This is a genomic window from Cupriavidus pampae, from assembly GCF_914271485.1.
GTDB lineage: Bacteria > Pseudomonadota > Gammaproteobacteria > Burkholderiales > Burkholderiaceae > Cupriavidus > Cupriavidus pampae.
This window is the reverse complement of record NZ_CAJZAG010000012.1, coordinates 207,368-226,933: the sequence shown is the minus strand read 5'-3', so window position 1 is coordinate 226,933 and position 19,566 is coordinate 207,368. Positions and strand designations below refer to the sequence as shown.

The 19,566-nt window shown below is 64.3% G+C and carries 23 protein-coding genes; 6 read left to right on the top strand and 17 right to left on the bottom strand.

From position 1 onward, the window contains the following. Positions 1-314: 314 nt before the first annotated feature. The 3 genes from LDO41_RS28285 to LDO41_RS28275 are packed head-to-tail and all read left to right on the top strand — an operon-like array spanning position 315 to position 4,361. The gene (locus LDO41_RS28285) at positions 315-1,415 is read left to right on the top strand and encodes a hypothetical protein (protein WP_223994333.1); all 1,101 of its coding nucleotides are present in this window, start codon (positions 315-317) and stop codon (positions 1,413-1,415) included. A gap of 12 nt (positions 1,416-1,427) precedes the next feature. Beyond that, positions 1,428-3,014, top strand: a complete 1,587-nt coding sequence (locus LDO41_RS28280; RefSeq protein WP_223994332.1) for a hypothetical protein — start codon at positions 1,428-1,430, stop codon at positions 3,012-3,014. 9 nt (positions 3,015-3,023) lie between these two features. Next, complete coding sequence (locus tag LDO41_RS28275) at positions 3,024-4,361, top strand: hypothetical protein (protein ID WP_223994331.1); 1,338 nt, start codon at positions 3,024-3,026, stop codon at positions 4,359-4,361. 203 nt (positions 4,362-4,564) lie between these two features. Here LDO41_RS28275 and LDO41_RS28270 read toward each other — a convergent pair whose 3' ends face one another. The 17 genes from LDO41_RS28270 to LDO41_RS28190 all read right to left on the bottom strand — a co-directional run bounded on the left by LDO41_RS28270 (position 4,565) and on the right by LDO41_RS28190 (position 14,093). Further along, the gene (locus tag LDO41_RS28270) at positions 4,565-5,845 is read right to left on the bottom strand and encodes a type II toxin-antitoxin system HipA family toxin (RefSeq protein ID WP_223994329.1); all 1,281 of its coding nucleotides are present in this window, start codon (positions 5,843-5,845) and stop codon (positions 4,565-4,567) included. Positions 5,846-6,103: 258 nt separating this feature from the next. Then, positions 6,104-7,318 (bottom strand): DNA-binding protein, encoded by a 1,215-nt coding sequence (locus LDO41_RS28265; RefSeq protein WP_223994327.1) that lies wholly within the window; start codon positions 7,316-7,318, stop codon positions 6,104-6,106. A 115-nt stretch (positions 7,319-7,433) separates the two neighbouring features. After that, positions 7,434-7,841: a hypothetical protein gene (locus tag LDO41_RS28260; protein WP_318036304.1), complete on the bottom strand. Its 408-nt coding sequence runs from the start codon at positions 7,839-7,841 to the stop codon at positions 7,434-7,436. Positions 7,842-7,928: 87 nt separating this feature from the next. Further along, the gene (locus tag LDO41_RS28255; protein WP_223994325.1) at positions 7,929-8,663 is read right to left on the bottom strand and encodes a hypothetical protein; all 735 of its coding nucleotides are present in this window, start codon (positions 8,661-8,663) and stop codon (positions 7,929-7,931) included. A 210-nt stretch (positions 8,664-8,873) separates the two neighbouring features. After that, positions 8,874-9,221 (bottom strand): hypothetical protein, encoded by a 348-nt coding sequence (locus LDO41_RS28250; RefSeq protein ID WP_223994323.1) that lies wholly within the window; start codon positions 9,219-9,221, stop codon positions 8,874-8,876. After that, complete coding sequence (locus tag LDO41_RS28245; protein WP_223994322.1) at positions 9,218-9,952, bottom strand: hypothetical protein; 735 nt, start codon at positions 9,950-9,952, stop codon at positions 9,218-9,220. Before LDO41_RS28245 ends, LDO41_RS28250 begins: the two co-directional genes overlap by 4 nt. 234 nt (positions 9,953-10,186) lie before the next feature. Next, positions 10,187-10,471, bottom strand: coding sequence for a hypothetical protein (locus tag LDO41_RS28240; protein WP_223994321.1), 285 nt, complete (start codon positions 10,469-10,471; stop codon positions 10,187-10,189). A 20-nt stretch (positions 10,472-10,491) separates the two neighbouring features. Next, positions 10,492-10,938 carry a tyrosine-protein phosphatase gene (locus tag LDO41_RS28235; protein WP_223994320.1) on the bottom strand — a complete coding sequence of 149 codons (447 nt, stop codon included), beginning with the start codon at positions 10,936-10,938 and terminating at the stop codon, positions 10,492-10,494. 88 nt (positions 10,939-11,026) lie between these two features. Continuing rightward, a complete protein-coding gene (locus LDO41_RS28230; protein WP_223994319.1) occupies positions 11,027-11,254 on the bottom strand; it encodes a hypothetical protein in 228 nt (75 codons plus the stop codon). 68 nt (positions 11,255-11,322) lie between these two features. Then, the gene (locus LDO41_RS28225; protein WP_223994318.1) at positions 11,323-11,655 is read right to left on the bottom strand and encodes a hypothetical protein; all 333 of its coding nucleotides are present in this window, start codon (positions 11,653-11,655) and stop codon (positions 11,323-11,325) included. A gap of 15 nt (positions 11,656-11,670) precedes the next feature. Continuing rightward, positions 11,671-11,976: a hypothetical protein gene (locus LDO41_RS28220; RefSeq protein ID WP_223994317.1), complete on the bottom strand. Its 306-nt coding sequence runs from the start codon at positions 11,974-11,976 to the stop codon at positions 11,671-11,673. A gap of 2 nt (positions 11,977-11,978) precedes the next feature. Continuing rightward, positions 11,979-12,374, bottom strand: coding sequence for a hypothetical protein (locus LDO41_RS28215; protein ID WP_223994315.1), 396 nt, complete (start codon positions 12,372-12,374; stop codon positions 11,979-11,981). Next, positions 12,367-12,657, bottom strand: a complete 291-nt coding sequence (locus LDO41_RS28210) for a hypothetical protein (protein ID WP_223994313.1) — start codon at positions 12,655-12,657, stop codon at positions 12,367-12,369. The genes LDO41_RS28215 and LDO41_RS28210 overlap by 8 nt, the downstream gene beginning before the upstream one ends. Next, positions 12,654-12,998 (bottom strand): hypothetical protein, encoded by a 345-nt coding sequence (locus LDO41_RS28205; RefSeq protein WP_223994311.1) that lies wholly within the window; start codon positions 12,996-12,998, stop codon positions 12,654-12,656. Before LDO41_RS28205 ends, LDO41_RS28210 begins: the two co-directional genes overlap by 4 nt. Further along, positions 12,995-13,624, bottom strand: a complete 630-nt coding sequence (locus tag LDO41_RS28200; protein WP_223994309.1) for a hypothetical protein — start codon at positions 13,622-13,624, stop codon at positions 12,995-12,997. The genes LDO41_RS28205 and LDO41_RS28200 overlap by 4 nt, the downstream gene beginning before the upstream one ends. Continuing rightward, positions 13,621-13,923, bottom strand: coding sequence for a hypothetical protein (locus LDO41_RS28195; RefSeq protein WP_223994307.1), 303 nt, complete (start codon positions 13,921-13,923; stop codon positions 13,621-13,623). Before LDO41_RS28195 ends, LDO41_RS28200 begins: the two co-directional genes overlap by 4 nt. Positions 13,924-13,931: 8 nt before the next feature. Further along, on the bottom strand, positions 13,932-14,093 hold the full coding sequence (locus LDO41_RS28190; protein WP_223994305.1) for a hypothetical protein: 162 nt from the start codon (positions 14,091-14,093) through the stop codon (positions 13,932-13,934). Between the two features lie 319 nt (positions 14,094-14,412). On the opposite strand from LDO41_RS28190, the gene LDO41_RS28185 reads away from it, so the two are divergent. Genes LDO41_RS28185 through LDO41_RS28175 form a run of 3 tightly spaced genes read left to right on the top strand, consistent with a single transcriptional unit; the run spans position 14,413 to position 19,366 of the window. After that, positions 14,413-15,048 carry a hypothetical protein gene (locus tag LDO41_RS28185; protein ID WP_223994303.1) on the top strand — a complete coding sequence of 212 codons (636 nt, stop codon included), beginning with the start codon at positions 14,413-14,415 and terminating at the stop codon, positions 15,046-15,048. 44 nt (positions 15,049-15,092) lie between these two features. Then, positions 15,093-18,167, top strand: coding sequence for a hypothetical protein (locus tag LDO41_RS28180; protein ID WP_223994301.1), 3,075 nt, complete (start codon positions 15,093-15,095; stop codon positions 18,165-18,167). Then, a complete protein-coding gene (locus LDO41_RS28175; RefSeq protein ID WP_223994299.1) occupies positions 18,164-19,366 on the top strand; it encodes a tyrosine-type recombinase/integrase in 1,203 nt (400 codons plus the stop codon). Before LDO41_RS28180 ends, LDO41_RS28175 begins: the two co-directional genes overlap by 4 nt. Positions 19,367-19,566: the final 200 nt, after the last annotated feature.

The window sequence follows — 19,566 nt, the reverse complement described above, 5'->3', positions numbered from 1 at the left end:
GGTCAAGCGGGCACGCCAGATGAATCTAGCCTTCGCCGCTCGGTAATCGGCGCTCGGCCGGGAGCTTCCATGGCTTAGCGTGCAATATTTTCCGTTTTCTCAAGCGACCCCCCCTACAGCAGACGCCCTCGACCGGGGGGCGTCCAGCCTTCTTCCCGGCCCCGGTTCGAGGGGCCCGCCACCCCCTCTAGCGTTTTCCTTTCCAGCCCCCGCGCAATGGATTATTATCTATTCGCGCTAATTAACGCATCTATCTAGCTTTTTTACATCAATTTGGATGCGTTTTTAATATTTATTTTATTGCGGGGTATGCGATGACTGTAACGCAACAAGGTCGCTGGATCGAGATCGATGAAAAACGGGCCATGCTCTTCGGAGAAAGTGGCAACAAGCTCGCCTTCCGCACGTACAACGAAATCTGCACGCTGGAGGATCTGCTGGCCCGCCTGCGGGCGGGGGAGAAGGGCGATGACGTGCCCATCTGCATGGAAGGCTTCGGCTGCGATTACGATGAAGCCTGCCGACTGGTTTTTACTGGCAACGAGCCTTCGCCGGAAGCCATCGAGCGTCTCCTGACGGCGGCCAACGGCGCCTTCCTCTACGGCACCATCAAGGCCCCCCAGACCGAGCGAGCTTTCCTCGAAAGCTTGGGCGTCGAATTGGGTGGCTACAACGACCAAGAGCAGCTGTTCTATGCCCGAGCCAGCGCCGAGACCGCGTTTCGCCTGAGCCAGCACGAGGGGGATTTTCCGGCCATGCTGCACGAACGGCATTTCGATCTGCCGGTTGTCCATACGCCGGACGACGCCACCCCAGCCGCGCTGCGGGCGGAAACCGCCTTCATCGACTTCCAGCAAAGCCGCTCGAACGAGGTCAATAACTGGCAGGCTCAGCGCCGTGCCGTCACCGAAAGTCTCCAGCATGCCTTGCAGCGCGAACGTGCAAGCCTGCAGCCGGCACGACTTTATGTTGAGGCCGGCTCGAAGGCCGACGGCCCGCATGTGGAATGGGCGATGATTGATGTCACGCCTGAGCTCTTGCAGCGCGTGCTGCAGCTGCGCCAAGCCTGTATCGCTAATCAATTGCTGTCGGTACGCGCCAACGGCGGGCCCTCGCGTTGGAATCGGGCCAAAGAATGGCGGCCAGACATTCCGGCGCTCATCGTGTCTCCCGGTGAGTTCCGGTTCGAAGCGCAACCGAAACTGGACGCCATGCACCCCGGCGTCGAGACCGCCTCTGTGCCGATCGATCGCTTGCTGCAGTTGCTGGAGCAAGGCGCGCGCCACAATAGCCGCGACTTCAGTTGGTTCGACGGCGCGTTGTACTACGCCAACGCCGATGCGGAATGGCTGCGCGACTGCGTCGCCGACAGCGCGCCGTCATACGAGACCGACCGACCGGATCTGGCGGCTTAAGGGAGAACAGTGATGACAAGTCCGATCTACTACGGCTCCATCCACGCCGACGAAAGCCAACGCGCCATGCTGGAGAGCTTTGGCGTCTCGCTTGGCACCTACAACGACGCCACTCAAACCTTTCCCGCTCGCACCTCTGCCGAGGGGCTCGCCCGGCTCGCGGAATTCTGCAATGACTTCCCGCTCACCATGCACCAGCGGCCCGTTGATGCGCAAGACATGCAATTACGCGCGGGCATGACCGAAGAGCACGTACGCGCCGAGGCGGCATTCGTCACGTACCACCTATCCGGCGCGCCAGTGGTCCAACGCCGCCGTTGGCGGGGCGCCGCCTCGGCCATTGAGGCAGTTATCCAGTCTCTCACGTCGACCGATGGCCAGAAGCCGGCCACCGTTGACGGCAGGAGACTTGGTGAGCTCGCGCAAGCCATGGGCGTGGCTCTGCAGCGAGGTTTAACCGCGCAGGACGGGTCATGGGACAACTACGTGCTCGATTGGGCCGAGGCCCAGTCCGCCAGTGACGAAGCGGATCAGACGCAGAATCGCGAACTGGCGACGTTCATAGCGCGCATGCAACAGGACATACAGAACGACTCGGCGCTCACAGACGCGAGCCGTGTCGACGCGCTCGAAATGCGCCAGATCGCCTTCGCCAATGCTGTCAGCACCGCCAAGGCCGCCGACTTCGAGCGATGTGGCCGCGATATCGCGGCGCGCCTCGCAGTCGGACGCAAGCCCGACGCGGTGTTGCTCACCAGCGCGATGGTCCGAGAATGGATCGAACTGGAACAGCGCGAGTTCCTCGCGCTCGAAGACACGTTGCGCCGGGGTGAAGCTGCCTGCCTGATCGAGGCGATCATGACCGATAACCCGGACTTCTGCGCCCTGTTCAACCACGCCCACCCGGCCGTTTCCGCCATCATTGCCAGCCACGCTGAGTCGCAGGCCTACCGGGTTCTCGAAAAGGAGGCGCGCAAAGCGGGGGAGCAGCATGGCGCGCGCCCCACGCTTCGGCCCTTCGCCGAATACACGGTCCTGACCCACACCGGGGGCGATCGCCGCCATGTGGCCGTTTTTAGTGACCCGATGCAAGCCGTCTTGGCATTCAAGGATGCACCGGCGACGGCACGCCCCTATCTGTTGGCCAATGGCCACATGGTCTTTTACCGTGACCCGGAACGTGATCGCATTACGCTGACCAAGACGTGCCGCGATTCTTTCCAACAGATGGACTTGCAACGCAAGGATGAGTCCGACACGTCCCTCAGCAAGACCCTTCAGGAAGGGCTGCGTCGCACCGACGTCGTGATCTACTCGCCGACCGACGGTGTCTTTCTCGGCGAATGCTTGGGCGTTGCCTTTTGGTCGAATCTTGAGACTGCGGACCAGCCAAGCGCGGCGGCATTTCCATCCGTCACGCACGCCCTTCAATTCATGTCGACATGGCAGACGCCGCCGCCGTCCGACATCCAATACGTCTGGGTCGAACCCGACGTCGGGGGCACCCATGCATCAATTGCCGCCTGCGTGCGCGCCGGTCTGCCGGCATGGGACATCTCCCAGATCGCGCACGAGGATGCCGCGCCCGCTGTGCATTGAGAAGCCGCCATGACCCAAGATTACAGCGGCTATTACGGCCACATCCGCACCGACGAGAGCAACGCCGAGTTGCTGGAACGCCATGGCGTCGCCCTCGGTCCGTACGACCGGGGCACGTCCAGCTTTCCGGCGCATGCGCAGGGGCGCGCCTACGACGCCCTCGTGGCGTTTGCCACAGGGCAACGCGGCGGATACCAGTTGCAGTTCGTGCATCGCGAGCAGTCCACCTGCGACGCCGGGGCGGATCGGCTGCATGACCTTGGTCTCGATGCGCTGCGCGGGGAAATCGCATACAGCCAATACATGGCAGCGCTTGAGCCTGCGCGGGATCCCACCACTGGCTATTGGGAAGTGCGCCGCTACACCGCGCAGCGCGTCTACAACGACGTCCTCGGCTCCGCAGGCCCCTTGGTGCGCCTCTCTGCGGAAGGGGAAATTGAACTCAGCAGTGGCGCGTTTGGCATTCCCGACGCAACCGAAGGAACGGTCACGGTCCGGGTGTACTTCGATCGCGGCTTCAACCCCTCGGGCAAGAGAGCCCCCGTGATCGAGCAAGCCGTACCGCTCGATACGTTGACCACACTGCTCGGCCGCGAGCCGGCCCGACGCGCGCAGCTGGAATTCGCGACGTGGGACCTGCGCGACAATGCTGTCACGCTGCAGGATGATGCGGTGCCGCTGACCGGTGCGCTCGCGCAGCGGATTCTGGCGCAGGACTGGGATCCGAAGCTTGCGGCCAACTACCCGGCGCTCGATCTGCCGACGATCGCCGATGTCCTCCGCCTTGCCGTGGAACAGTTGCCCGCCGTCGGCCAGTCGCTGTCAGGCGACGGTATCTCGCAAGCGCAGCTGCGCGAGTTGCGCGTACAGCGCGACGCCGCGAAGGGTCTGTCTTCGTTCAGCCTAGTGGACCTCGCAGGATTCGGTCAGATCCTCCAGCACGCCAAGGAACTGCTGCTGCAGCGTGATGCGATCGGCGCCAAGTGGGCGGCTCAGCGCATCGAGCACGTGCTCGATGCGCGTACGCACGTGAGCCTGCAGCCCCGGCCCTCACGGCAGCACCCGTTTGCACGGAATGACTTCAAGTACCTGATCGCGGAAGACATCCCCTACGCGCCGGCCGTGCCGCACTCCGACATGGGGACTCAGCGGGGAGGCCGATTTTACTGGGGCCTGACGTCGTGGGTCCCGACCAAGCGCGAGGCCGAACAGTACGACCTGCACGCCGCCGAGAAGCGGCTGCGTGAAATGCTGCCGCGCTGTCCGCGTGCTTTCCTCGTGCCGGCGGATGCCCCTGCGCCCGCGCCGCGCCGCGCCGTGAACTACACCGTGGACGCCACCCCCTGAACACGCTGCGCTGGCCGCAGAGCCGGCGCTAGCATCCTCTTTCGAGCTCCCATGCATTACGCAGGCCAATAGGGCCATATCCATGCTGACGAGGCCGCGCGAAGCGCGATCGAAAACCTCGGCCTGCGCACCAGCCCGACGTTTCGGCACTCAGCCTGTAAGGCTGCGCCCCCACCGCACGGTGACGGCCCTGACACACGCAATCAGGCAGCGGCCCCCCCCATGCCGCTGAGTACAGCACGCTGATAGACGTCATCCGGCGCCATCGACAGGCGGCCGCTATCCCACTCACGTCGCATGTTCCGCACGAGGCCCGGGTCCATCCTTGCGCCATGCTCCTGCAGCGTGTCCGACATGGCGTCGCTGATACGCTGCAGCACCTCCTCCGGCGTGGCCACGCCACAGACGTTACGGCCGAACGCGATCAGGGTATCGCGGCTGGGATACTGCTTCGACTTGGCGAGCTTGAGCGCCAGCGTGCGGTCGATTTCGTCAATGCCGGTCTTGCGGTTCTCGTAGGTGTACGCCGTCGTGGTGACCACGTCATAGAGGGGCGACAACTTGGGCGGCGCGGTATGTGGATCCTCATACAGCAATCCAAAGTTTTTCAGGTGCGCGTCGCCGTTGCGCACGAGCACCGTCAACGCCAGATACTCGAAGAATCGCCGGCAGCTTTCCCCGGCGTTTGCCCCGCAGCGGTGACGGAGAACCGCTGCAATCTCCTCGTACGAGCCCGCGTACTTGTTGTCATTGGTGCGGTTCGTGAGCACCGCCATATCCTCGAAGCCCAACGGCCGGCCACCCTGCAGATCGAAGCGGGACACGACAAAGAGCGTGCCGGCACTAGACAGCCAGAAATCCGGCACCGCGAGCCCTGCGCGCCGCGCGGCGTCCATGCAGAGGAATTCGTTCTGCGTCAGGTGCGGGTAATCCTCTCCGCTGGTTTTCACGATCAGGTTCGGCACAATGATCGTCGAACGCATCCCCGGCGTCGCATTCCCGTTAAGCATTACGAGATTGTCCTCATCTGGCATTAGCAGCTTGGGCTGGACGCCGCTGATGCCCGACGCGACATAGCTGTGCAGCAGCTCGCCGAATCGATCGCCCGCCAGCTCGTCCGCCAAGAGCCAATGGAGCCCGCCTGCGACGCTCATCTTTCCCGCCTCTTCTTCAGGTGTGGCATAGCGCAAGCGGCCGATCTGGGCATGCCCGGTCAGTTGCAACACGCGCATGTCGTCCAGCTTCATGTGCTTGCTGAACCGGTCGTGAAGCCGGTCGCGCAGATACCCCTCCGGCCGGTTCATCGCAAAAACAGGATGCAGGTCGGTGCTGCCATAGCCGCCGGCCCGTAGCGGCATGCCCAGCGACACTTCGCGCGGCCGTTCGGTGGTCGCGTAGTGGAAAACGAAGCGCGAGGCCTTGTCGAGCGTGCCCGATGCGCCTTGGGGCGTTGTCACCAGCAACCGTTTGAGCTTGTCATTCATCGTTGACCTGTGGCATAGCGCGCGAGGAAGCCGCCGTGGGTTGCGGCGCGGTGCTAGCGCGCGCCACTCGCTGCGCAAGGCCGCATTCTGTTTCCTAAGCCGCGCATTGATCGGCCCAGTATAGCGAAGCGTTCCGAATCTCGAACAGGGATGCCACCACCTCGGGAAGACGACAGGCATCATTACAGCCCGTGTCAAGACGGCAATATCGGCCGCGAGCGGACGCGGGCTGGCGACCATTTCGGTACGAGCGGCCGGTCAGGCGGCGGCCGGTGGCGTGCCGGACGGCCCGGCGGTGCCGGCATTGGCGCCGGCGTCGGGGTGTGCGGTATCGGCGAGTCCAGCGGCCGCCGGCCGCACGGCCACATCGAAAGGCTGCAGCAGGGCGCGTGCGGCCGTGCGCGCGTGGCTGGCAGCTTCCCCCTTGCCCCGGTGGGCACCACCTTCCAGAAAGGCGCGCAGCAGCAGATCTTCCAGTGTATGGGGGCTGAGCGTACCGAAGCCGGCCAGCCGCTCGCGCAGCGGCGCCGTCGCCGCCTCGTGCGCCACCTGCTGGGCCTCCAGCTGCGCCGCTAGCCCGGCATGCTCCTCGGTGACGCGGCGCAGCGTCTCCTGCGTGCCTTGCAGCTGGGTGTCGAGCTTGCTGAAAGCCTCGCGGGCCTGCCGAACGGCCAGACGTTCCGCCACCAGTTGGGTCTCCAGCACCGCCATCTGCCGGACGCGCTCGCGCTCGGCCTCGTGCAGCTTGTCCAAGCGCGCGAGGAGCTCGGCTGCATGCTTTTGGACGACCTTCGTCTCGGCGCGTTCCCGTTCCACCGCCAGCAGTCCGCGCTTGTGTTCTTCGGTCAATTCGTGCGCGGCTTTGGCTAACGCTTCGCCATGCGCACGTTCGCGTGCGTGGGCGGCCGCCTCCAGCGCCTGCACGGACCGCCGGGTCATTTCCAGATCGGTTTCGGCACGCTCAAGGCGCCGGCGCAGTTCGGCCTTGGCCGCCTCGGCCGCCTCGACATCCTTGTCCCGCTGCGCAATGGCGGAGGCGGCTTCATCGAGATCGCGCAGGGCCTTGTCGAGCAACTGGCGCGTCTCGTCGCGGGCCACTTGCGCGGCGTCCACCGCCGCCTGAGCACGGGCCACCTCGGCCTGCGCGGCAGCGCGCAGTTCCGTGCGCTCGCCATCGAACGTCTCCGTGGCCTCTTTGTAGAGCTCGTTACGCAGGGCGAAGACCAGTCGCACGGCCTCCTCGGGCAGCCCTTCGAGCATCGGCTGCTTCAGGCGCCGCGAGAGGTCCGCGAAGCAGGCACGGTTGGCCTCGGCAATCACATTGCGGCTGGGCTTGCCGTCGCCGTCGATATGGCCGTTCTCGACCAGCCACGCGGTCACCAGATCGACGGTGGGCGGGCGCCCTTGTGCCTCCAAGATGGCGTAGAACGCCTTGGGAACAAGCACTTCGCGGAGTTCTTTGGCCGGAATCATGGTGACTGGAAGGAAAATCGGTGGCAAGCGGCCCGGGGGCCGAAGACGCCGGGGCCGGGGATTTTACCGCAGCTGCAGTAGCGGCCGGCCCGCGCGACAGGGCGGCTGGCGAGCGTCATGGCATCAGGCCGGATGGCGCGCCTAGCGGCAGATCCGCGCCCGTGACATCGATGGCGAGCACCGCCACGCTCTCGGGCCCGAAATGCGGGTGCGTAATCGTCTGGGGCGTGACCCCGCGCCACACGCGGCGCAGGCGCCGGGTCGCGTCCTCCGCCTTGGGGTAGCCGAGCGCCACCTCGATCGCATCGAAGGTGCAGCCCACGAGCCGGCGGCGCCAGTACGGCGTGTCGAGCCGGAATTCGAGCGGCTTCTCGCGATCGCGGATGGCGTGGAAATACGCGGCCATGACTTGCAGGCGCAGCACGCGCGGCGGCGCGGCGCAGTCAGCGGCGGAGAGGATGGCCGTCTGGGTGGCCGCTTGGGTGGCCGTCCGGGTGGCGGAGTGGGTGGCAGATTGGGTCATATCGGGGTAGGGGGGCCGTGCCCGGGTGCCGGCAGCGGCAAACAGCGTGCCGTGCGGCCGGACCGCCAGCAACGGAAAAGTGGCGCGTTAGGAGGTGGCCGGCGCCTCAGGGACGGGGTGCCCGGCCCGTGGGCGGTCGCGCCCCTGCACGCGCCGGTAGCAACGCAACGGCCCGTGGCCGCTCGCCAGCAATTCGTGGCGCGTGATCGGAGTGCCCGCGTCGGCCTCGCTCGCCCACGCCGGCAGCGCGAGCGGCCATTCCCAACTGGGAAACAGCACCAGCGCATCGACCTCTGGCAACACCGGGGCCAGCCGTGCCAGTTCCTGCTCAACCACGATCAGACCCAGCCCCGGTGCGGCCTCGCGCGCGCGCCGACAGAACGCCTGCAGGGCGGCACCCTGCAGGCCCAGATAATCGAGGACCAGATGTCGCGCGTTGCGAGCGATCGCCGCGTCAAGCGCATCCAGCGCGATCCCCTGCAGCAAGGCCTGCCCCGCCTCGCTTGCGGTGGCCTGCCACAGGTGTGTGTGGTAGTCGTAGCGGTGCGTGGCCAGCCATGGCGAGCCCGCCTCGGCCTGCACCCAGAAATCCGTGGGGACGTCCTGCGCCACCGCGAGCGTGCTGCGCGCTGGCGCCGCCAGCCGCGCCAGTCCATCGCGCACCAACGTCGATTTGCCCGTGCCGGCACTGCCGGCGACCAGTACGAGCGGCGCGGTGTCGTACGGCCAGTCGCGCAGGACGCCGGCCACCGTCTGCGCGCTCGGGCCACTGGCTCGCTGCGCTGCCTTGCGCCCTAACAGGCGCTGTATTGCCGTCCACATCTTGAAGTCCTGTTTGGTTGGGTGTTCGATGGGTGTCTCCCACTCGCTCGCTCGGGCAAGGCCCGCAGTGGGGGCAAGGTGGGAAAAGCGGTGGGCAGCGCGTGGGCAACCTTCTGTTGTCCACCCCTGTCCACGGTTTTTCCGGCCGCTCCCGGCGCCCGCCGGGATGTCCCCAAGCAGGGCCGCGTCAGGCCTGTTTGCCGACACCATTCAGACGTCCGGTTGCGCGCACGCGATGCCAGCCGCAGGCATGACGTGCGCCGGTGGCGCGGCCGCGATCGGATCGCTCACGCACCCATAGCCCTTATCGAAGGCCGCCTTCATCACCGTTCGATAGAGCGCGAATTCGCGGTCATGCTGGGCTTCGCTCGCGAGTGCGACCCCGCCGGGGAGCGGGCGGTGCTGGATCAGGCCCCCCAGCGCCACGATATGCTCAGCGGCCACGGGATCCAGCGACCGGTGCTGCCCGACATAGGCCCGGGAATGCTTGATGGCCTGCGCCAGCTGTACCCGCAGCGCGTCGGCCGACGGCGGCGGCAGCACGCTACTGGCCGTCATGCGGCTCCCTCCAGCTGATCCGCGTGCTCCTGATGCGCGCGGGCCGCGTCGAAGATCTCGCGTAGGCTGTCGGCCGCGCGGAACGATTCCGGTATCGGGAAACGTACCTGCGCCGTTTCGAAATCGAAATTCACGGTCCCGTGTTGCTCCAGCCAGTTGAGCAGCATGGTATCCCGATGCAAGCCAACCCCAGCACCAGTGCTAGGCTGCACCCCGGCGCACGCGGCGCGTACCATGGCGCAGGCCGCGTTGTACGACACGCCGTGCTTGTCAGCGAATGCATGCACCACCGTATAGTCGATCCCGTCTTCCGTCGCCACGGGCGCGCGCTCTGCCGTAGTCCCCGGTGAAGTCGCCGGCTCCGCGTAGCGCTGCGGATGCAGGCGCCGCCGCAAATGATCTGCCGCCTCGTCGGCTGTGGCCGGCCAGATGGTACACAGCCCGTTCATTGCGTTGCGCCATGCTGCCGCTTCCATCACCGCATGCAGGCCACCGTGCTTGACAGCATCGGCCGCACCCTCAGGTAGGGCGGTGACGAGCGCCTCGGCCAACAGGGCGATCTCAGCCTCGCCAGTGTCGTGCCCCGCATCGCCCGGTGCGCACAGCCGGTCCAGCAGCGGGAATCGCTCGCCGGTCTGCGTATCGCAGGTATGACTCAGCTTGAAATCCGTCAGGAATGCGCGAATATGGGCGCGCAGCCCATCCAGCGCCGATTGTTTGTTGGTTGTCATAGGTCCGATCCCTTACGTCAGAAAAGGTGTCGCATTACGAAATGGCTTGGCTTGCCGGCAGTGGGGTTGGGGTTCGGTCGTCTCTGCGCTTCGCTTGCTGGTGCAAGGCCCGTATTGGGGACAAGGTGGGGCATAGCGGTGGGCAGCGCGTGGGCAACCTCCGGTTGTCCACGCCTGTCCACGGCTTGTCCGCCGCTCCCGGCGCCTGCCGGGATGTCCCCACGCAGGGCCGCGTCAGGGGTGCCCGGGCACCGGTCGCATCGCGCGAAACGAGACCACGTGACTGAAACGCCGGCCATTGCCATCACCCATGTCAATCGGCTCTGGAAACTCCACCGAGGCGCCATGTGGGACCTCGCCCTTGCGCCAATGCTTGCAAACCTTGCCTTGCAAGTACCCGGCTGGCGTCTTGATATGCACCACCGTGCCGAGCGGCCATTTGCGATGCCGTCTTTTCATGTCCATGCTCACCGCGCGATTCCAGCGCGACTGCTCAGGCGTGAGATGTCCTGCGCTCATAAGTTCTCCTGTCATCGATGTCAAACATCACGCAGCCACTTGCGGGCGGCTGCCCAGCGCGATCGCCATCCCGCCGACGGCGCTACCCTGCGCGCCCACGTCGGGTCGCGCAGCAAGGCGAGGACTGTGCGGTTCGGATCCTCCGGTACCGCCCCTTCGAGCGTGGCCCCGAAACGCTCCATGAGATAGCACGCCACGGCACCCGAGCGACGCTTGCCCGCGTTGCAGTGGACCAATACGCGCGTCAGCGTCGGGGCCACTGCCACCGACTCGCAAAAATGCCGTATGGCCTGTGCCTGCGTCTGCGTCGGGAATCCTCGTGTCGCCGGGTCAAACCGGCTGCCATCCGCCATACGCCGGCCGATATCGCCGGGCACATACTCGGCATCGCTGAATTGCACCCGCAGCATCGCGCCCCAGCCGGGCTGCAGCGAGGCCGCGGCCCCCGGATTCGTGATGGAGATCACCGCCGTGTCCAATCTGGGCGCGCTGGCACACGCCTCGTGCATGGGGAGATACCGCACCGTCAGCGCTGTCATCGGGTGTTGCCGCGATTCACTTCGGCGACCCGTCGAGAGCATGCGGCGCGCATCCTTCGAAATCGTACTCGTCGAATACGATCTCCGAGACGGCGTACGGGGGGCCATTGAACGGTCCCGGCTGCGTCGGGCAGTTGGTACGGATTGCAACGATGGTGCGCGTGCCCACGTCCGTGCAGCGCCAATGGAGCTCACCATCCGATGTGGTGAACGCCATGCCTATGCGAAAGTCTGAATGCTTCATGTCAAGTTTTCCTTGGCAGGGGCTGTACCGCAAAGGCGGCGTGGTGGAGACAAGCACCGCACACTCGATCAGGTTCGCGAACGCGCGATGCCCTGCGCCAGTTGCGCCCGCCGCGCGTCGGCCGAAGGCAGCGCAAGCCGGCTGTCTGTCCTCATCTCATCCTCCTGCTCCGTGGACATCTGATGCGTGCGGGCGGCCCGGAAGATCTCGCGTAGGCTGTCGGCCTCGCGGAAAGAATCCGGTAGCGGGAAGCTTACCTTTTCCCTCTCGAAATCGAAGTTCACGTTGCCGAACTTCTCCAGCCAATCGAGCAGGATGGTATCGGTATGCAAGGGATGCCGGGTAACACCGGCGTCCCCGCCGGCAACGCGAGCCGCGTTTTCGGGATTCGATGCAGTCATAGGTCAATGTTCCAGTCAGAAAAGCACGGCCTGCATAGGCGCCGGAGCTTCGCGGGCCGGCGCCGTGGCGCGCATGCGCACCATGAAGGGCACCACCATGCCATCGATGGTCAGGCCAAAGCCGTACACGCCTGCCCCCATGTTCTCCAGCCGCTTCCACAGCGGGTCGAAGCCGGCGCGGCGTGCTGCGCGCATCAGCGCGTCTTTGGTCATGCCTTTGGCGCAGGCCTGCACGAACCGCTGCCCGGCGAGCGGCACCATCTCTGGTGTGAACGTATCGGGCAGTCCAAAGCTTTCAAGTACTTCGATCGGCGCAACCATATTCACTCCACCGTGACGCGTGTCACGATCTGGTCGGTTTCGTCCAGATGCAACAGCAGACGACCCGGCCGGTAGTCTTGTAGCTTGATGCGCCTCGGGCCCACACAGCACACCGCGAACGCCTCCAGCGCTGCTTCGACGACCTTGGTCGGTTGGCCCGCCAAAGCGGCAAGCAGTTCAGGGCTGGGCGGCGCCGGCGGCTCGACGCCGAGCACCTTGCAGCCGGCGGCGGAGATCGTGCGCGGGTTCAGAATCCAGCCACGCTCCTTGAGCGAAAACAGCGTGCGCGTGGCCCCGCCATGCGCGGATCGGCCGTAAAGGCTGTACGTCGCGTCGCGATGCAGGTGGATATCACGCAGCATGCGTCGCTGCGCGTCAGTGGCCGGCTTCTCAGCCACGAGACACCTCAGGCTGCGGGCGCATCGAACGGAACGGGATCACGTGAGCATAGCGCGCACCGTTGGCATCGCCCATGTCGACCAGCATCGGGAATTCCACCGTCGCACCATGGGCGACCTCGCCCTTGCGCCAGTGTTTGACGATCCGGCCCGCCAGATAGCCGGCCGGGGTGTTGGTCTGGATTGCCGTGCCAAGCGGCCATTTGCGGTGGCGGCGGTCCATGTCGGCTTTGACGGCGTGATTCCAGTGGGACTGCACGGCAGTCAGATGTCCTGCGCTCATGGTTGCGCTCCTTGGTTGAACTTTCTCCGCTGCCGATCGCGGCAGTCGGCAACACAGCGGGCTTCTCGCACGCAGTCGCCGCCGGCGGCGACGCATTGCGGATACGGCACGAAGACGTTGCCCGGGGTATCGGTGAGGCTGGCGCGGTCCCGCCAGCCTTCCCATCTGTCCTGTGTCGCGGCACGGCCATAGTCAATGCGGCCGCCGCCATGCGGGATGAAGTAGCTCTGCGGCCACCCCTTGGCCTTGTAGAAGGCCTCGAAGTCCGCCCGCTCGCGAGCCAGTGCGTCACGGTCCAGCGCGACCGTGCCCGGCATGGGACTGGCGCTCGATGGCTTCATGGCTGAACAACCTCCGCCGTACCCACGCGCGCCCGGGCGACGTCAATGAGCACCCGATAGCGAACCACGTCGCCGCGAAAAAAGGCCTTGGTGATCGGTAGCGTATGGCGTAGCCCATCCGCATCGCGGTAGGCGAGCGTGGACGGATAGCCGTCGCGGTCGCTATAGACCGCCAGCACCGTCCAGCGCAGCAGCAGGTCACCTTTTTTGAGCGCGGCGATCCGCGCGGCGAGCGCTGCATCGGCGGCGGCTTGCTTCGCCGCGCGTTCGCCGCGTGCCGTCTCAGTTTCCTCGCCCGATAGGATCCGGGCCATCGCGGCACCAAGCGTTTCCGCCTTGCGGTAGAGCGGCACATTCCGTTCTGCGGCGTCAATCGTCCGATCGAGCAAGCGGGCGCGCCGGCCGTTCAGGCGGCCGACGTTGCGGTCACTGCCGCCCACGGTACCGAGATGGAACGCGGCGCTCAATCCATCAACATGCCGGTCGACAGGATGCCAAACGCGGCGCAGCGTTTCCGCCCGTTGCGCATCCAATGCTTGCAGCCGCGACACGTCCAGCGCCGTGAGCACGACCCCTGCAGCGCGCGCGATGTCGATCTGTTCCGACAAGGAAAGAATGGGGCTCATAGCGCGAGCGAAGTCTGCTTGGTGGCCTGCAGCTCGCCGCTCAGGCGCGACAACTCGCCGCTGAGCACTTCGACGATCTCGCCATGAACCTGCACGAGCGCCAGCACGGCTTGCGCGTCGACCTCGACGGTGCGACCGGCCCGTTGTGCCGGGCTGAGCTTTTCCAGCGCAGCCAGCGCCCGGCGCGTCTTCGGGGTCAGGCCTTCAGCGACGGCAGCGGCCACAGCCATCACGGCAGCGACCTTGTCGCGGGGGACGGTCTGCGTGGCAATGGCGACCGCCCGGGCGCTACCGTCCATGGCGCGTTTCATTTCCGGGCCGCCGGGACATGTCGGGCCAGCGCGGCGTCCTGCCGGCGGGCCAAGGCGTCGCGCGCTTCCTGCACGAGCACCAACATCAGCATGGTCCCGAGGCCGATGCCTGCGGCGTATAGCTGCTCAACACTAAGACCGGTAGTAAGCGGATCCATCGACACGTTTCCCTGAGGTTTGGCCCGCGCCAACTGGCGCGCGGGGCCCTGCATATGTACTTCGGCGCGGCGTGCCGGGGATGTAGCCCCACGCCGGCGGGATCGCCGCGCAGCGTACGCGAACGAGTCACATCGTAGAAGTCCGGACCTTCCGTGTCAATACATTTGTATTGCTATATATCTGTATATTCGTACTTTGAAAGGGTTGCCGTTCATGATAATTGCCATTATCATGAGTCGCGTAAAGAAGAGTAGGGCTAGAAAAATGGGCCGAAAAAGACACCCCGGGACGGCGCGCACCCTGACCCAATCCGCATACATGGACGCGGCAGGCCGGACATATGGGCTGCGCGTCGTCACCAACTTCATCAATCCGCTCTGGCTGAGCGCCGTGGCCGGCCGCGCACACCACGCGGTAGTGCTTGCCGATGGCACGGTGCGCGTAGACGGTGAGCCACTGGTATTCACCGGCGAGAGCTGCCCGCCGGGACCGAGGTACGCGTCACGATTCATCGAGATGCCGAATGCATGCGCCTTGACGACTGGAACCGTGCCAATGCGCTGCGAAAAGCCCAGCCATGAAGCGGACCGCCTCGCCGACGAAGCCCGCGACGCGGAACGGCTCGCCGAAGCCATCGCGTTCAATGCCCGCCTTCGCCTGCCGGTGCGCTGGGTCAGCGCCATCAAGGACGTCCTGAGCGGGCTGAGTCCCAGCTCGTGGGGGGACGGCCGCAACCGGGCCACGGTCAATCACATCCTCCTACTGGAAACCCTGACGGTCGACCGCCTGACCCGCACCGCCGGCGACTTTCTTTGCACGGCGGCCAGCGGCAGTAACGGCCGCCGCTACAGCCAGCCCGAAACGCAGATCACTGGCGCCGCCAAAAGCGCTTTCACCTCTAAAATCACGTGCAAGCGCTGCCTCGAACTGGCGCGGCGCTGGACGGCCGAGTGATGCGGACGGAATCCGCACTGAACAATCGACCGACAAGACCGATCATGAGCAACCTGACTCCGATTCAACCGACTACCGCTGACGACACCAACGGCCACCGTATGGAGCGCTTCCAGACGATGGAGCCGGGCACGTACTGGCGCGCCAAGGCGGATACTGAAGTCAACAGTTCGACATGGAAGAATCACGACAACCTCGTCAAAGCTGGTACCGTCCTGCTACTGGCTGCGGTTGACGTGTATGACGCCGCCGCGCACACGATCGTCTTGGCGGAGCATCCATCGATCGGCGAAGGGTCGATCCGTATGCTGGTGCATGACTTCCTCAACGCCTTCGAGTACGCACCCGATGGCGAAGCGGTTCGAGAACGGGAAATAGCCGCGATCCACGCACGCGTTGCCGAGATCCAGCACGAACTGCAGGAGGGCCAGCGCAATCCCGCCATCATGGCGCAGGCGATCACGAGCGGGTTGAGCAAATGGGAAGCGGAGAAGCAAGATGAGCTCACCCGCGAGGCTCGCAATACCGGTGATCACGCCCCGTCCACCGCACTCGTACTCTCCGGTGTGGGTGGGACGATGCGCACGGACATCGACTTCGTCCTGCAGAATCGCCTGACCACGCAGGACGTTGTGGCGATGCGCCTGCTCGCAGAGCGAGAAGCTGTACGTGCGGAGCTCACCGCGAAGTGGATGACCACGCGGACCAATGAGATCGCGAGCGTCCTTCAGTCACTGGCCCCGTTCTTTGCCGAGAAGGCGCAGGTCGCACTCGCACGGACGAGCAGCGTACGCCAGTACGCATCCGAGCTAATGAAGGGCATTGCGTCCCTCGATCTGTACACCGGCAAAGGCGTCGTCATAGAACGCATTGCCACCGGCGAGTCGGCGCCTCGCGAAGAGAAGCTGCATCTGCGTCAGGCCAAGCTCTATGCGGACGGTGAACTGGCGGCATGGGCTGACGTCGACGAAGACTGGGATTTTTATAGCCTTCCAGCCTTCGACAAGGCCCTCAGCACGAACGCTGCCTTCCGTGATCAGATCCTTCCGAAGCCCCGTACTGTTGTCGCGATGGCCACCCGCCGCGATCGTGCGCGCTACGATGGCATGAACGCATTCGAAGCGGCACGACGCGAGCTAAGGAACAAGACCACGTTCCTGCTCATTCGCGACGGTGAGAACATCTACCGCGTCTACTCTGGCGAACCGACCCACGAAGGCACGCCACGACTGTTCCCGACCCGCGCAGAGATCGATCAGGTGTTCACAGGCTTCGATGGCAGCGACCTGACCTTTCGCGATCTCGAATTTACGAGCGCGGTAGCAGATCACGAACGTCTCGCGTTGCACTACAAGCGCTTCCTGATCCTGCTATGCGGGCTCGACCACCGCGAGCGGCTATTCGGGGATTTCTACGATCCCGCAGAAGCCCTGCAATTTCTGACCCTTGGCTTTCAGCAACGCCATTTCGTCTTCATCGCCGATGACGAACCTGAGACCTTGATCGGCACGCACCGCCCCGATGTGCAGACGTTCATCAAACACCAGAACTCGATGTTGCGCAGCGGATCGAGAGTCCTCTGCTACTTTGATGACCTGCTGGACGAAGAGACCGCGCCTTCCTGCCTGAAGCGCGACCGGGACTTTGTCAATCGCTACGCAAAGCCAGTCGCTGATAGCGCGGAGTTGATCGCCTACAAGGATGGCAATGAACTCTGCGTGGATGTTTTGGTGGCACGGACCTCATACCGCTCGGAGGGCGCCCAGTTTAGCGCACGCGTAAGCCTGACCAAGGCGCGCCCGGCATCCGGCGGGCAGACGGGTGTCCTGTGTCTTGACGGCGTCTCGTCAGAGACCCTCGAATGGTATGTCCACAACCGGCATGCACGCATACATCACATCGCGTACATCCGTCTGTTCAAACGCGCCGCTGCACGCCTGCGCGCGGAGGAACTTGCCGAGCAGCCTGCGCGCGACTATCTGCGTAACGCAATTTGCGACGCCGGTATCGTACCCACTGGGCTTATCGACGACACTCTGAATGCCAGCATCATCGCTTGGCGATGCGCACAGCGCGGCAAATCATTGCCCGATCTAAGCCAGAAGCAGGCATTAGGCACCATTCTCGACCAAGTGTGGGCGCAGCAAGGCAGCGATGACCTGCTGCAGCGCACGCACCGCTGGATCGAGGCAACTGGGATTCAGCCACTGCGCGTCACGCTGACAGGCAAGAATCGGCTCGCCGTCTATGCAGTGGTACCGGAGGCGGAGCGCGACACCACAATCGCCGACTGGGGATGGGTGCGACGCTTTTCCGTGACCCCACGGAAGACGGCACTCCAATGCACGTCCGAGCGCTTCGAATGGATGACTGACAAGCCCAATCCCGCCGAGACAGTGTTGCAGGACTGGCCCGCCGTTTTGGATTGGCTGCAAAAAAAGCCCGAGCAATTCAAGCCACGGCATCTGGTTGAAGCCCGCGCTGCCGTGGAAACGGCAGTGAGCGTGTATCGCGAAAACTTTCGCAGCCCCGGGGCTGGTCTCGATCCGGAGTTTCTCCGATGGGCACTCTCGCAGATCTATGCGTTCCAACGCAATGGCCGACATAGCATGGTCGGTGACTGCTTTCTGTCTATCCCCTTTGCCGCCTACGTCCAGCCGCGAAGCAACGACGCTGAAGCCATTCGCCTGATCGCCATGCACGCACCCTTCGTCCACTGGCTCTACCACTTCGCGAACGATACGCAGCGCGAGGAGATCGTCACGTCCTTTGTGCGCCGCTATGCAAGCAAGGACGCGCAGGCCGAGTTCGCGAGGCAGCCGATCTCTCCGAATCTCACGTGCCTCGCGGTCGAGGGCGAAGGCCTGCGCCTCAGCGACAACGGCTACGGCTCGGATACGCTCACGAGTTCCGTCAGCACATCGCAATGGCCGGGGACCCCATTTCCGCTCAGCACTATCGTGCGGAGCCTTGCAGCGGGCGGCTCTGACGCTTACCGGAAGCGCGCCGGACGCGCCGCGCGGGTCCACTTCGCGAGCGCCCTCTCGGGCCTGTCCGACGTCGAGCTCGACAACTTCTTCCCCGTTCGCACCACGGAGGCCACGGCGACCTTAGCATGACAACGGAAGTCATCCCACTCACACCAGCACCACCTTCGCTGGACGAGATCGCCAAGCGCGGCCTCCCGGTGGAGTTATCCGGCCGGGACGGTAGCAATCGCGCGAAAAATAGCGTCCGCCAGATCGAAGCGGATACCGATATCGATGCTATTCACACGTGGCTAGCCGAGTATCCGCCGACCTCGTCGACATTTCGCGCCTATCGCAAGGAGGCGCAGCGCTTCTACTGTTGGGTAATCGGCATTGCGGGCAAACCGCTGTCATCCCTTAAACGCGAGGACCTTGACGCATATCGCGCTTTTATCACCAATCCGCCTGCTGAATGGTGCGGTCGGAGAAATGCTCGGAAGGCGACAGGACAGTGGAAACCGTTCGAAGGCCCACTGTCCGAGCGAAGCCGCGCGTATGCCATGACGGTACTGGAGGGACTATTCACCTATCTCACGGATGTCCGCTATTTGGATGGCAATCCATTCAAAGCCGCGCGATATCGGCGCAAGGCAGGTCCCCAGCCGGGCAAAGTCCCAAAGCATTTTCCGCTCCACACGTTTGAACGCCTCGTGTCGGCGTTACAAAGCGAGTGCGAGCGGCTGGCGGGCCAAGGCGATGCGCATATCGAAGCAGAGCGCATGCTCTTTGTCGTTCGGTTCTTGGCGAATACCGGTTTGCGGCGGTTTGAATTGGCGAAGGCACGCCTTGGCGATATGTACCCCTATCGAGATGAGAAGGCCGCCGCGACGTATTGGTTCTTGACTGTGGTAGGCAAGGGGGAGAAGACCGAGCCCGTCGCCATTAATCAGGCAGCCGTCGCAGCACTGGAGCGCTATCTGCGTTTGCTCGGCCTCGACCGCCGGCATTCTGATCCCGCAACCCCAATCGTCATCCGTTTGGGCCATCAGGGGCTGCAGGCCGCGCTGTCAGAGCCCCTGACCAACGACGCGATGTATAACCTCGTCAAGAAGGCTTTAAGGACTGCAGCGCGAATACTGGAAGTCGAGCATCCGGAAGACGCGGTGCTCATTCGCAAGGCCACACCTCATTGGTTCCGTCACACATTCACGACGTTAATGAGCCAGAATGGACACCCATTGCCCGTGATTCAAAGCCAGCTACGCCATGCATCCATTGCGACAACCGCAATTTATACACATGCCGAGCAAAACGAGATGTATCGCGCGGTAAATTCCCTCAAGCTGTGAGATAGGGTCCATTTATTCCCTTTATCCAAGGATTTATCTCCTGCGATAACGCTATACTAATCATCGCATTGTGGGGAATCACGCACACTTATAGCCTTTCCGGACAGCCAAGGCAGTCTTAACGTGAACCCTCGCGCGCCGGCGCGATCTCCGTTCTTATGTTGATATCCTGCCGGCCTTAACCACCCATCAACCAACCT